General features: G+C 40.8%; 8 protein-coding genes. 5 read left to right on the forward strand and 3 right to left on the reverse strand.

Going from position 1 to position 14,502, the window contains the following annotated elements; all coding sequences use genetic code 11:
• Positions 1-403: 403 nt before the first annotated feature.
• The 4 genes from IR083_RS22345 to nagB all read left to right on the forward strand — a co-directional run bounded on the left by IR083_RS22345 (position 404) and on the right by nagB (position 6,527).
• Positions 404-2,461 (forward strand): acetate--CoA ligase family protein, encoded by a 2,058-nt coding sequence (locus IR083_RS22345; RefSeq protein WP_006800080.1) that lies wholly within the window; start codon positions 404-406, stop codon positions 2,459-2,461.
• Positions 2,462-2,782: 321 nt separating this feature from the next.
• On the forward strand, positions 2,783-3,607 hold the full coding sequence (locus tag IR083_RS22350) for an ROK family protein (RefSeq protein ID WP_194226004.1): 825 nt from the start codon (positions 2,783-2,785) through the stop codon (positions 3,605-3,607).
• A 52-nt stretch (positions 3,608-3,659) separates the two neighbouring features.
• Positions 3,660-5,642 carry a glucosamine-6-phosphate deaminase gene (locus IR083_RS22355; RefSeq protein WP_006800082.1) on the forward strand — a complete coding sequence of 661 codons (1,983 nt, stop codon included), beginning with the start codon at positions 3,660-3,662 and terminating at the stop codon, positions 5,640-5,642.
• 93 nt (positions 5,643-5,735) lie between these two features.
• Positions 5,736-6,527: a glucosamine-6-phosphate deaminase gene (gene nagB / locus IR083_RS22360; RefSeq protein WP_194226005.1), complete on the forward strand. Its 792-nt coding sequence runs from the start codon at positions 5,736-5,738 to the stop codon at positions 6,525-6,527.
• A gap of 49 nt (positions 6,528-6,576) precedes the next feature.
• Here nagB and IR083_RS22365 read toward each other — a convergent pair whose 3' ends face one another.
• The gene (locus IR083_RS22365; protein WP_194226006.1) at positions 6,577-8,580 is read right to left on the reverse strand and encodes an LTA synthase family protein; all 2,004 of its coding nucleotides are present in this window, start codon (positions 8,578-8,580) and stop codon (positions 6,577-6,579) included.
• 719 nt (positions 8,581-9,299) lie between these two features.
• Here IR083_RS22365 and recG point away from each other — a divergent pair.
• Positions 9,300-11,396, forward strand: coding sequence for an ATP-dependent DNA helicase RecG (gene recG, locus IR083_RS22370; protein WP_044216247.1), 2,097 nt, complete (start codon positions 9,300-9,302; stop codon positions 11,394-11,396).
• Positions 11,397-11,601: 205 nt separating this feature from the next.
• Here the strand turns inward: recG and IR083_RS22375 are convergent, their stop codons facing one another.
• Complete coding sequence (locus IR083_RS22375) at positions 11,602-12,531, reverse strand: energy transducer TonB (protein ID WP_044216249.1); 930 nt, start codon at positions 12,529-12,531, stop codon at positions 11,602-11,604.
• 239 nt (positions 12,532-12,770) lie between these two features.
• Entirely contained in the window at positions 12,771-14,492 is a 1,722-nt protein-coding gene (locus IR083_RS22380; RefSeq protein WP_194226007.1) for a M56 family metallopeptidase, read from the reverse strand.
• Between the last annotated feature and the right edge of the window lie 10 nt (positions 14,493-14,502).

Raw genomic sequence — 14,502 nt, forward strand, 5'->3', positions numbered from 1 at the left:
ATTTAATTTAATAAAAACCCAAATAGTGTACTACACTCTATAATGTTGTTATTTCAGTTCCTTCAAAGATCGCTCTTCCGCCCTACGCAAAACACCCTTCTTTAAACGTGCCCTTTAGTGGTAAAGCGGGTGCAAAAGTAGAAAACAATTCCTTACACTCCAAACTTTATGAAACCTTTTTTTGAAATATTTTTTAGACAAACATTGTAAAATCAAAGTATACACCTAGAATACAACATGTTGTTAAACATAAAAAAGTTTACATAAAATGACAAAATAGTTTTGAAAGCGACCTTCCATAAACAAGTTCAACTATTTTTATGTTTTATATTATATATATGGTAGCTTTAGATGTCATATAAATCACTACTTTTACACAAAATAACACCTAAATAACCGATTTATGATCTATGAACAGCTAATCAACCCCAAAAGCATCGTAGTAGTGGGCGCATCTGATAACATTTTGAAACCTGGAGGCAGTGTTTTACACAATTTAACCACAGGAACGTTTGACAAGGATTTATATGTTGTTAATGCCAGAGGCGGCTCGATACAGAACACAAAAGCGTATGTAAGCATTGAGGATATCCCACAAACCGACTTGGCTATCATCTCAGTTCCGGCAAACCAATGCCTGCAGACTGTGGAATATCTGGCCAAGAAAAAAGGAGTAAAAGCCTTTATTGTTTTCTCGGCAGGATTTAGTGAGGAGTCTGAAGATGGGGCTAAATTGGAAAAAGATTTGGTAGACATAGTCAACAAAGCCGGGGCAATCATGATAGGCCCTAACTGCTCGGGCTACTTCAACACTAAGCATCAGAGCATTTTTACCCGTCCGATCCCAAACCTGGATCCTCAAGGTGTAGATATCATATCCAGTTCGGGGGGTACTATTACATATATTATAGAATCAGCCATGCGGATTGGCCTAAGATTCAATTCTGCGTGGTCGATAGGAAATGCGGCACAAGTAGGCGTTGAAGACATTCTGGAATTCTTAGATAACGAATTCGACCCAGAATCCAGCCCTAAGATCAAACTATTATATCTGGAAAAAATAGCAGATCCAGACCGCTTCCTCAACCACTCAGCATCTCTCATCCGAAAAGGCTGCAAAATCGCCGCCATAAAATCAGGCAGCTCCAGTTCCGGCAGCCGGGCAGCCTCATCTCATACCGGAGCCATAGCAAGTTCAGACTCTGCCGTGGAAGCACTCTTCAGAAAAGCAGGGATCATTCGCTGCTATTCCAGAGAAGAACTGGCCAATGTAGCCGCCGTACTCACCCTTAAAGAAATAAAAGGGCGGAACCTGGCTATCATCACTCAAGCAGGAGGACCCGCAGTAATCCTAACCGATGCCTTATCAAAAGGAAACATTGACGTTCCGGAAATGAATAAAGAACTTGCAGCTGAGTTAAAAAAACACCTTCTCCCCGGAGCAGCTGTATCCAACCCCATAGATATTATCGGAACAGGAACAGGGGAACACATGGCTACCTGCATTGATTTTTGCGAAAAACGCTTCAAGGAAATTGATGGCATTGCCGTTATATATGGTAATCCGGGAGTAAGCAATGTGGCTGAAGCCTATGAAATATTAGACCAAAAAATAAAAACATGCAAGTTACCTATTTATCCTATCCTGCCTTCAGTCATTGCAGCTTCACAAGAAATGGACAACTTCGTCAAAAAAGGACATGTAAACTTTACTGATGAATACGCCCTGGCAAATGCCCTATCAAAAGTAGTATCATGGACTCCCCCATCGGTAGGAAAAATGGAGGATATAAAAATAGACATACCACGTATCAGAAATATTATAGACAATGCTTCGGACGGATATATAGACAGTGATACAATAAGGAAATTATTTGACGCAGCCGGAATACCTCAAGTACAAGAATTGGTTACCAATAACAAAGAGGAAGCCATCAGCTTTGCAAATAAAATAGATTATCCAATTGTAGCGAAGTGTGTCGGACCGGTACACAAGTCGGATGTTGGAGGTGTAGTCCTGAACATAAGATCTGACGACCATCTTGCCCTTGAGTTTGACAGACTGATGAAAATACCGGAAACCACCGAAGTAATGATACAACCTATGCTTTCGGGACAGGAATTATTTATAGGGGCAAAATACGAGTCAAAATATGGACACATTGTTTTGTGCGGTCTGGGCGGAATCTTCGTAGAGATATTGAAAGATGTAGCATCGGGGCTCGCCCCTTTAAGTTTCAACGAAGCATCATCCATGATACGCTCCCTCAGGGCCTACAAAATAATTCAGGGAACCAGGGGGCAAAAGGGACTAAACGAAAGATTATTCACAGAGATAATTGTCCGGCTGTCTATCCTACTAAGATTTGCTACCGAGATAAAAGAAATGGATATCAATCCGCTACTGGCAAATGAAGATAAAGTAATAGCTGTAGATGCCAGAATAAGAATAGAAAAATAAAAGGACTATCCTGCTCAACACACAATAGCTCAAAATAATAAAGAAGCCATAGGCTTAAGTAATCCAGCCTCTACCCTTAACACTTTAAAAAGCGGCGCAATTATCAACAAAAATCAACTAACCGAACAATCTTTCGTTTTTAGATGTTAATTAACAATTGATTTGCTGTTTTTCCTCTTTAGAAGTATATATTTGTAATATTATTATGGAAAACAAGGAGATGGTCTGATTAAATATCATTCACAGCTAAAGACAATACTTTAAGATAGGCTATAATGTTTAGTTAGTCATCTCAAATTAACGCACTACATTCTTAACATTATGAGAATTGGAATAGACATAGATGGCACGAGCATGCGGTTAGGAATTGTTGATGGAGGTCAAATATTCCGCAAACTAGTGGTTCCCACAAAGGCTGACGAATCAGAGGGCGTCATTATAGATCATCTGATAGAAACGATCGGAACAATAATAAATTCTAATATTCGCGGGATAGGAATAGGTGTCTCGGGCATTGTCAAAACCAGTAAAGGAATCATACAAGATGCTATCAACATCCCGTCTTGGAAGAAAGTCCCTTTAAAAGATATCCTCGAAAAAGAATTCAGGATTCCGGTATTTGTAAACAATGACTCTAACTGCTTCGCTTTTGGAGAGCGCTACTACGGGGAAGGCACCCTCTATCGTGATATTGTCTGCGTAACATTAAGTATCGGAGTTGGAGCAGGCATCATTATAAACAATGAATTATATAACGGATACAATACAGGAGCGGGAGAAATAGGAAGCCTCCCTTATCTGTACTCCGATTATGAACGTTATTGCGGACAGAAATTTTTTGTACGCAATAATACAACGGCTCAAGAGGCTTACGAACTCGCCTTGCAAGGAGATGACAAAATGCTGGTCCTTTGGAACGAACTCGGCGAGCATATAGGCAATCTTATGAAAACTATCCTTTTCACCTATGATCCCCAAGCTATTATATTAGGAGGAAATATTGTAAAAGGATATGAACTTTTTGCAGATAATATGTATGAAAGCGTATATAAATTTCCTTTCAAGGAAACTGTTGAGCGGGTAAAAATACTTTTATCCAAGAAGGAAGATATCAATCTGCTCGGAGCCGCAGCCCTGGTTGTTTAAGCCATTTAATAAGAATGTTTATTCATAAATAATTATATATAAAACCTTTGATATGAGATTAGATTTAAGTTCGCAAATTGTATTGGACAGAGTACCCCTGCGTTACTACCGTCCTGAAAATGAATTTGAGCTATCTGCCCTGACCCGCTACGAAAAAGTGCCTACCGAGATTTATGAGTCCTCTGTAGAGGCATCTTTGCATATAGCGAGAGAAATAGCCCGAAAAATAAAAGAAAAACAAGCTACGGGGTCACCATTCGTACTTGCCCTCCCGGGAGGACATTCCCCTCAAACGATCTATCAGGAACTTATCCGCTTACATAAAGAAGAGAATTTAAGTTTTAAAAATGTTATTCTATTTAATATATACGAGTTTTATCCTATAGCACCTCAATCCAACAGCAATCTGAAACTATTAAAAGAATCTTTGTTAGATTATGTTGATATAGACCCTAAAAACGTATATTCACCTGATGGGTCCGTTTCGAAAGAGGAAATACTGAACTACTGTAAGACATATGAGCAAACCATCCACAATGTAGGAGGAATAGATTATCTTCTGCTAGGCTTGGGACGTGCGGGCAACATTGGCATTAATATTGCCGGATCAAGTATGAATTCACAAACCCGTCTGATTCTATTGGATGTACAGTCTAAGAAAGAGGCTGTCAACACGTTCGGGACTATAGACAAAGTGCCTGTCAGCGCCGTCACAATGGGTGTAGCTACAATCATGAAAGCGAAAGAGATAGCCCTGATCGCATGGGGTGAGGACAAAGCCGGAAGCGTTAAAGATGTGGTAGAAGGAACCATGTCGGATGCCATACCTGCTTCGTGCCTGCAAGCCCATGAAAATGCGAAAGTACACATAGACCTGAATGCGGCTTTTGAACTCACACGCATCAACCACCCATGGCTGGTAACAAACTGCGATTGGAGCAATAAACTCATCCGTAGAGCAATTGTGTGGTTATGTTTCAAAGTGAATAAGCCGATACTGAAGCTGACGAACAAGGACTATCAAGACAACGGACTGGAAGAACTTTTGGCTCTATATGGCTCTGCATATAATGTAAACATTAAGATATTCAATGACCTCCAACACACAATAACAGGTTGGCCAGGTGGAAAACCGAATGCCGATGATACCAATCGTCCGGAAAGAGCAAAACCATATCCGAAACGTGTTATAATTTTCAGCCCACACCCCGACGATGATGTTATCTCTATGGGAGGAACTTTCAAAAGACTGGTGGATCAAAAACACGATGTGCACGTTGCTTATCAGACATCGGGCAACATTGCCGTAGGCGATGAAGAGGTTATCCGCTATGTATCTTTTCTCGAGGATGTAAGACGAAAATATGATGCAGGTAATGAAGCTCTGAAGAAAAAGTATGCAGAAATACTTCAGTATCTGCTACACGACAAGGACGAAGAGGATATAGACACTCCGGATATTTTGTTCCTTAAAGGACATATCCGTCGCCAGGAAGCAACTACTGCCTGCCGTTATGTGGGTATGGATACACACAAAACGACCTTTCTCGATCTTCCGTTCTACGAAACAGGACGTATCAAGAAAAACCCTATATCAGAGGCCGATGTAGAAATAGTGAAGAAATATCTGGAATCGGTTCAACCCCATGAAGTATTTGTTGCAGGAGACCTCGCCGACCCGCACGGGACACATAAAGTATGTCTCGATGCCATCCTCGCAGCAGTAGATGAACTAAAAGGTGCGGAATGGCTCAAAGACTGCCGCTTCTGGATGTACCGTGGTGCATGGGCCGAATGGGAAATTGACCATATCGAAATGGCCGTACCTATCTCTCCTGAAGAACTCCGTTCTAAGCGGAATGCGATTCTAAAACATCAATCGCAGATGGAAAGCGCTCCGTTCTTAGGGAATGACGAACGTTTGTTCTGGCAGCGTTCCGAAGACAGGAACAAGGCTACAGCAGAGCTCTACCGCCAGTTAGGGCTTGCCTCGTATGAAGCAATTGAAGCCTTTGTAGAATATCATCCTCTATAAATTATAGTAAAAGGCAAACCTTTCAGGATATAAGAGTTATCTTTGGAAGGTTTGTCTTATTTTTTACCATAATATTAAAAACACTGATATATCATGAGACTAATTATCCAGCCCGATTACAGCTCCTTATCCCAATGGGCAGCTAACTATGTTGTAAACAAAATCAATGCCGCTAATCCTACATCTGATAAGCCATTTGTTTTAGGATTACCCACAGGATCTTCTCCTTTGGGCATGTACAACGGTTTGATCAAGCACTATCAGGAAAAACGGGTATCATTCAAGCATGTAGTCACATTCAACATGGACGAATATGTCGGCCTGCCGAAAGACCATCCCCAAAGCTATCATACCTTTATGTGGAGCAATTTCTTCAATCATGTGGATATAGATCCCGCTAATGTAAACATACTGAATGGGAACGCATCCGACCTGGAAGAAGAGTGTGCTGCTTACGAGGCTAAAATGAAAGCTGTTGGGGGCGTAGATTTATTCCTGGGAGGAATAGGCCCGGACGGGCACATCGCGTTCAATGAACCCGGTTCATCCCTGTCATCCCGCACACGTATCAAAACATTGACCCATGATACAATCATAGCTAACTCCCGCTTCTTCAGCAATGACGTGAACAAGGTACCTAAAACATCTGTGACAGTCGGGGTAGGTACTATCCTCGATGCAAAAGAAGTCCTGATCATGGTAAACGGGCACAATAAAGCCAGAGCTTTGGCCCAAGCTGTGGAAGGTGCCGTTAATCAGATGTGGACTATCACAGCCCTGCAACTGCATCCGAAAGGAATCATCGTATGTGATGAAGCTGCCACGGATGAACTGAAAGTGGGTACGTATAAGTACTTTAAAGATATTGAAAAAGAGAATCTTTAAATATTCAGATTGTCTGTAAATATATCCGGGGAGGTTATAATAGCCTCCCTTAATTTTCATCCTTCTTTTTCCTTAACAATTGATTCTTCAACAAATAATTCGTCACCTGAACTGTCGCGGATGCATATACTCGCATGCTATCAAAAGCCTCTTTATGAACCGAGGCTACATTCTGCGAATTATTAGCCTTGTAATCATAAAGATACTCCTGCTTTGACAAGGTATTATAACAATAGAGGAAGTTATCGTCTATACAGCCCAGTTTGTCATCGGATGAAAACACCGCATACGGACGTGTTTCCTTCATCAGATCTATACCCAGAGAGTTGTTCTCATAATCCATATTCAGCAGCCCCATTACAGTAGGAAATATGTCTATCTGTCCTCCATATGTATCGATAACCTTCGGCGCATCTTCGAACAGAGGCGAATAGATGATAAGCGGAACATGATTGAACGACAGAGGCATCTCATACAAGGCCTGCCCTTCGAGGCGCCCGTGGTCAGCAACAAATACAAATATGGTATTATCAAACCAATCGTGTTTAGCCGCATCATCCATAAACTGTTTTATGCACTGGTCGGAATAAAAGACAGCCTGCTCCGAATCGTTCTTGCTTACATACTTGAATTCATCCGGTATTATATAGTCGGGATGATTAGATATAGTCAGTATTCCTCCAAAGAAAGGTTGCCCATCGTTATTACCTAAAGTATTCGCAGCATATTTAAATAAATATCCGTCATTAACGCCCCAGGGGCTAACGTATTCCGACGGCGGATAATTCTCCCGCGAATGAAGGTTCTTCATCTCGTATCCATTCAGGCTAAAGAACATATCCATATTATTATATGCTTTTTCATGAGCCAGATAAAATGACGACACGTATCCTTTCTTATTCAGATTATACGGTAGGCCTTCACATAATGGGAGCGGTACGGCATTAGAACCGCCTGTAGCAACCCTGTTATCCATAATCACCCTGTCGAAGAGCGAAGGGATGCCATACAATGAACTGAATGTACCCTGATTTGTATGTATCGCTTGAGAATAAATATTCCTGAAATAATATGACTTGTTTATCAGTTCATTCAAGGTAGGCGTAAGGTGTGGAGTTTCTGTAATGAAATAAGAAGACATCGCCTCCATTATAACAAGTACGATATTGGGCCTGATCTCTTCTTTATCACTCGTTACCCGACGGCGGATACGGGAATCATCTTCTATAAAATCCTGATATCCAAAATCCTTTTTTATCAGCTCGAACGAATCGTCCAGTGATATCAGATGATTCACCTCACGGTCTTTATACTGGGGAACAATCATACTCAACCAGAAATTGTATACAGGACTCACGGTCAACTCATTTGTAAAAGAACTTGAGCCCAGATAAGGTGTCCATAGAGTAATCGGATAAACAAAGCGTTGTTTCTTCGTTACACCTGTATAGCAGACTGCGAGTAAAGCAATAGGGATAAGAATATATTTCGCTAGCTTCAATTTACTGTTTACTGAGTCATCTGCATTGTAGTTCTTCCATTTCTTAGAGAAATATACAACACACAAACCAAATAAAAGAATGGTTATAAAAAACAAAGCGAAATATTTATAATAACTGGACTCCGCAAGAATCATCTGATACCCCTCTGTATCGTTACTCAACCAGGCCAGAATGGATACATCAAGATGTTTGAAAAAGAAATTAAAATACGGTATATCAGCTATTGCAAACCCAAATATAACAGTATAAATACTTATATAGTATATATTAAGACTATGCCGGAATATTTTCCGGTCCGATCCCCAAAAAGAGATAAGACAGGCAAAAATCACAGCAAGGGCGCTAATACAAGCTACCGGAATATTATCTATATAAAGGCCTAAACGGAAAGCTCCGGTAATAGATCCATTATCTACATATTCCACATTATGCCAGTTTGTAAACAACAGAATCAATCTGATTATAAAAAAGATAAGCAGCGCCAGCAAATGTATCTTGAAGATATATGCTATTACAGGATATAAGTTTGTAAGATATTTTTTTAAATCCATCTTATTTGTAAAGAATTTTGTGTTAAAGGCCCCTATCGTTCAAATAGATTGCAAAGATAAAAATTTGTCTGCAATTATAAATTATGAGTAATCTATTTTATATCCTTTTCGTTCGTAATTAACATAAGACTGATATCCCTGCCGCAGTTTTGAAAAAGTTACAAATGATACAATAAACAATATTCTCAAGCAGAGACGCAAAGACGCAAATTCCAGCTCATCACCATATTTACGTTTATTAACCGTATTTTGTTAAAACCTGACACATCTGACAGCTTTTCCTTTGTTTTTATCTTGTCATCTTTGCATCCGTTAACTATATATAGTTAAAAAATAACAAAGGTAACAGCTTTTAGCTATTAGCCGATAGCTTATGTACAAAACCTGACAAACCTGACGACTTTTCACATAATTTTTATTGTCACTTTTTCTTCTAAAAACTCCGTGCTACTCCGTTTACTCTGTGGTTAAAAATAAAAGGTAACACGGAAAGCAATTAATAATTAAGAACCAACGGCCAGCGGAGCTAATTAACTTTTTACTCTCTCTGTAAGTCCCCCTTGGGGGATTGAGGGGGCCTTTCAATACATCAAAGAACCATAAGCCAACAGTAATCAATCATCAGCCATTACATATAGATAAATATCTTTCATATTCCTTATGCTATACCTCACAAATTCTTGTAACTTTACATGTTAATATGTTTCTTGACTGGTAAAATGACTGATTTTTCACAGACCGATATAAAGTTTTTAGCAGGAGTAGGGCCTAAAAAGGCTGAGATACTAAATAAAGAACTTAATGTGTTCTCGGTAGAAGACCTCCTCTATTATTTTCCCTATAAGTATATCGACCGTAGCCGCATCTATTTCATCCACGAAATAGACGGAAACATGCCTTATATACAACTCAGGGGTAGAATAACAGGCTTTGAAACACATGGCGAAAGACATAAAAAACGGCTTGTAGGACACTTTACCGACGGCACAGGATACATAGATCTGGTTTGGTTTCAGGGCGCAAGATTCATAGAAGAAAAGTATAAACTGAATTTGCCCTATATAGTTTTCGGCAAACCCACCATGTTCGGCGATAAGTTCAATATCGCGCATCCCGATATAGATCCTTATATAAACGAAGAAGAGCGGCCAACCGGCCTGATGCCGTACTACAACACTACGGAGAAAATGAAAAACCATTATCTGAATTCCAAAGCGATTCAGAAAATGATGGCTGCTGCCTTTACTTCCATTATAAGGAACCTACAGGAAACGTTACCCGAAAAAGTGATACAGAATGCCCGCCTGATGGACCTGAAGCAGGCAATGCGTAATGTACATTTTCCCGAAAATGCGACTTTGCTGCGGGAAGCCCAGTACAGGCTCAAATTTGAAGAATTGTTTTATATACAACTAAATATACTGAGATATACTGCCGACCGTAAGTCAAAACTGAAAGGCTTTGTATTTACAAAAGTGGGTGGCTACCTCAATACATTCTACGAACAGAACCTCCCGTTCCCGTTGACCAATGCCCAGAAACGCATTATCAAGGAAATACGGCAGGATATGGCTACGGGCGAACAAATGAACCGCCTCTTACAAGGTGATGTCGGTAGTGGAAAAACTCTTGTTGCACTGATGTTGATGTTGATAGCCTTGGACAATGGTTTTCAGGCAGCACTGATGGCTCCTACCGAAATACTGGCAACACAACACTATTACACAATCAAAGAATTTCTTGCGGGAATGGATGTGAATGTAGAACTACTGACAGGCTCTACAAAAAAGAAGGACAGGGAGCGTATACATAGTGGCCTATTGACTAATGACGTACAAATCCTCATAGGTACACATGCCCTGATAGAAGACACTGTACAGTTCGGCAATCTGGGGCTGGTAGTGATAGATGAACAACACCGCTTCGGTGTAGCCCAACGGGCAAAACTATGGACAAAAAACACCAATCCTCCACATATATTGGTAATGACAGCCACACCGATCCCGCGCACACTGGCGATGACTGTATATGGCGACCTCGATGTCTCTGTAATAGATGAGTTGCCTCCGGGACGAAAACCAATACAGACCATTCATCAGTATGATAAAAAGCGAGGGGCATTATATAACTCCATCCGCAAACAATTACAGGAGGGACGACAGGTATATATGGTGTATCCCCTCATAGAGGAAAGCGAAAAGCTCGACTTAAAGAATCTGGAAGAAGGCTTCGAACATATAAAAGAAATATTCCCTGAATACACGGTGTGCAAGGTACATGGCAAAATGAAGCCGAAAGAGAAAGATGCCGAAATGCAGCGCTTTGTTACCAACGAAGCCCAGATAATGGTTGCCACTACAGTTATTGAAGTAGGTGTAAATGTACCTAACGCCTCGGTTATGGTGATAGAATCGGCACAGCGGTTCGGGCTTTCCCAATTGCACCAGTTGCGAGGACGTGTAGGTCGTGGTGCAGACCAGTCTTATTGTATTCTGGTCACTCCTTACGAGTTATCGGCTGATACCCGCAAGCGTATCAACATTATGGTAGAAAGCAACGACGGGTTCGAGATAGCCGAAGCTGACCTCAAACTGCGCGGCCCGGGCGACCTTGAAGGTACGCAACAGAGCGGTATCCCCTTCAATCTGCGGATAGCCAATCTGGTACGTGACGGTGAAATAGTGCAGTATGCACGGGAAATCGCACAAAACGTATTAGATGAAGACCCGTTGATGGAAAAGCCGGATAACCTCATCCTGCGAAAACAGTTGCGAAAACTGGGAGGAAACAGGTACAACTGGGGGCAGATCAGCTAAATGCCGAAGCCGATCCTTCATTATAGAGATACAACATCAAATCCGGAAGAATAGTTCTATTCAACAGTCTACGAAACAATAGAATAGTTTTTTATGATCTACAAGTTTGTTTGAAATCACAACAAAGCAATACAGCACATTATTTGTTGCATCTTGCTGAAAAATTCCTGCTTTATAGTTTTCTTTCAGCGATTGATAAAAAAGGTTATGGAATTTTAAAGTTAATCGGTAAAACGTACCTCACTGCTACTTTTTTCCCTTTATTTTCGCCCGGAATCCAATGAGGCATCAATCCTACTATCCGTTCTGCTTCTTTTGCCAGGACTAAGGAAGTAGAAGGACATTGTTCATTAAACCGGCAACGGACAACCCCGAATATATCAGAGATTTCTCCTGTTGGGGATATAATAAATTGCACCATTACCTTTCCTTCATCCTTATATTCTAATGCCTCAGAAGGATATTGCATATTGTCGGTGATAAACTTTTGCATCTTATTTATTCCGCCAGGGAACTGTGGATTCTTTTCGGCAAAAGCAAAAACTTCACCCTGGTATTGTTCTTTTTGAGGTGGTGGCAAAGGATACAATTTTAGTTTGCCATTTTCCGAATAATAGACGCCACCAAGCAAATAAGTAGTGCGCACTATTTTTCCATTTAGTTTACCGGGACGCCATTTTGTCATTGTTTTTGCCACGCGCAACACTTCGGCATCCAGAGCCGGATAACTTCCGGCATAAAGACTAAAACTATTCAAAGAGCCATCTTTCTCTACCATAAAATGCACAATAACACTATTATCGCTCCTGTTTAAGGTTGTTCCTGGCGGAAAACGGACATTGTCATTCATATATTGCCATACATCGCCTCCCGAATACTCCGGTAAAATACCGTCTTCTCTGAAAATACGAACATCTTTTACAGGTTCTTCTTGCGAAACATCAGTTATCCCGCTTTCGCCCTCTATATGAACAGAGTCCGGCAATGTATTGGCATTACCCGTTAAGTCTTGTTCTTCGTTGTGTCTTCCGGGTTCGGAATTTTGTTGTTCTTTCGAAGTGTGACCACTGCACGCAGTAACTACCACAATCCACAAAAGAATGATTGTGTATTTGAAATTTACTTTTTTCATCATTTTAGTTATAATTCGTCAGACATTATCTATTTTCTCTCTTCAACAAATAAAGTTTTTATTAAATAAAACATAGCAGCATTGCTGCCAGCCATTTAATCGACCATGACTTTTAGGTCGTGGATAATAGATGAAAATGGATGCAACATTGAAAGTACTTATACTAAGTAATTAAAAAAGAGAGGCAGAAAGTACTGCTGTCTGCCTCTTTAGAATAGTAGTAATTAGTGATTAGCCTTTATTTATTTTTTATCACTTTTGTTCAGCTTATAAACGATAGGTAAGGTGTAATATACATCCACAGCCTGCCCGTTCTGCTTACCGGGCAGCCACTTCGGCATGGAACCAACCATACGGGCAGCCTCTTTGTCCATGCCCGGATCTATTCCTCGGATAACCGAAACATCACTTACCTCGCCTGAGCTCCTCACAATGAAGCGGACAGTGACACGTCCCTGGATACCATTCTTTTGAGCGTCTTCCGGGTATTTCAGGTTATTGCTGATATACTCATGCATCGCCGACTCGCCCCCGGGGAAAGAAGGCATCTGCTCCACTGTTATAAAAGGCTTCATTTTATCATCCGGAGAACCCTCTTTCAAAGATGCAACTCCTACTTTTTTCTCCTGTGGTGCCCCATAACCGACTGCGACAATTTCATTCGGATCACCGCCGGGCTCCACTTTTTTAGTAGTACCCGCAAGCCTGAATACAACAGGCAATGTGTAGTATACATCCACCGCTTTTCCTCCCTGCTTGCCGGGTTCCCATTTAGGCATGGATTTTACAATGCGGATTGCCTCATTATCTAACAAAGGATCAATACCTCTTATTACTTCTATATCGGATATTTCACCGGTACTCTTTACCACATAGCGGATAGTCACTCTCCCCTGAATACCTTTAGTCTGTGCCTCCACAGGATATTTCAGGCCATTAGCGATAAAGCGCTGTTGAGCATCTAATCCTCCGGGAAACGAAGGCATCTGCTCTACTGTCACATATACATCCCCTTTCTTTTGAGGAGCCTGGTCTCCATCCATCACTCCGGATATTTCATCTATCGAGAATTTATCTAAAGATGTAGTTGCCTGTACTGCGTTGCCTAAAAGCAATGTTGCGCATACCGGGACAACCAGCAGGTATTTTACGGATGTAAATACTGAGCTTTTCTTTTTATTCATCATCATAATGCGTTGTTTAAGTTGTGAAACGTTGAAATTATTAATAAGTGGTATACCGGTACTTCTATTTGAAACTTGTAATAATATATATTGATATTCTTTCGAATCGAATCCTGATTCCAACACCCCTTTATCTGCCAGATACTCCAGGTTCAGCTTTATCTCTTTCTTCAGTAACCATGCGAACGGGTTCCACCAGAAACAGATACATAAGATTTCGGATAATACGACATCAATAGAGTGATACTGCTTCACATGCATCTGCTCATGCGCAATTATCTCTGCCAGTTCGACCGGATTGTGAGCATCGGAGTTAATAAAAATCCAGTTGAAGAAAGAAAATGGGGATGTCCGTCTGTCTTTCATTTTCACAATACGGTAAGTGGACAATTTTTCAGTCTCATTCGCAATCCTCAATTTAAACAAACTGAATAGTTGCACAAAAAACTTAATCGCACAAAAAAACGATACGGCGGCAAGTATAGCTAAAACAACAACCCACATGCTCACAGTCGCCTCCGTCGAAGCCTCCGCATCAACCGCGCTCCCGACTTCAATATCCGATAGCCAGTATGTAGGAATCTGTACGGGAGCATCACCGGACGCAGATAATTCTATCGTAACGGCAGGGAATAACAGAGAAAATAATAAGGCTGATAAGAAGTAAATTCTCCTCAGTTTCAGAAATGTGTCCCTCTTCAGACAAAGAATGTATAGTCCGTAAAACAGTGCCAGAGCAACTGACACCTTGACCAGGTATATTAAAATTGTGTGATCCATGGTAGCTTCA

The sequence above is a fragment of the Dysgonomonas sp. GY75 genome, from assembly GCF_015234155.1.
Lineage (GTDB): Bacteria > Bacteroidota > Bacteroidia > Bacteroidales > Dysgonomonadaceae > Dysgonomonas > Dysgonomonas gadei.

Coding starts and splice junctions, on each gene's coding strand:
- IR083_RS22365 (WP_194226006.1), bottom strand. CDS start 8,580: ATGGATTTAAAAAAATATCTTACAAACTTATATCCTGTAATAGCATAT.
- IR083_RS22355 (WP_006800082.1), top strand. CDS start 3,660: ATGAGATTAGATTTAAGTTCGCAAATTGTATTGGACAGAGTACCCCTG.
- IR083_RS22350 (WP_194226004.1), top strand. CDS start 2,783: ATGAGAATTGGAATAGACATAGATGGCACGAGCATGCGGTTAGGAATT.
- recG (WP_044216247.1), top strand. CDS start 9,300: ATGACTGATTTTTCACAGACCGATATAAAGTTTTTAGCAGGAGTAGGG.
- nagB (WP_194226005.1), top strand. CDS start 5,736: ATGAGACTAATTATCCAGCCCGATTACAGCTCCTTATCCCAATGGGCA.
- IR083_RS22375 (WP_044216249.1), bottom strand. CDS start 12,531: ATGATGAAAAAAGTAAATTTCAAATACACAATCATTCTTTTGTGGATT.
- IR083_RS22380 (WP_194226007.1), bottom strand. CDS start 14,492: ATGGATCACACAATTTTAATATACCTGGTCAAGGTGTCAGTTGCTCTG.
- IR083_RS22345 (WP_006800080.1), top strand. CDS start 404: ATGATCTATGAACAGCTAATCAACCCCAAAAGCATCGTAGTAGTGGGC.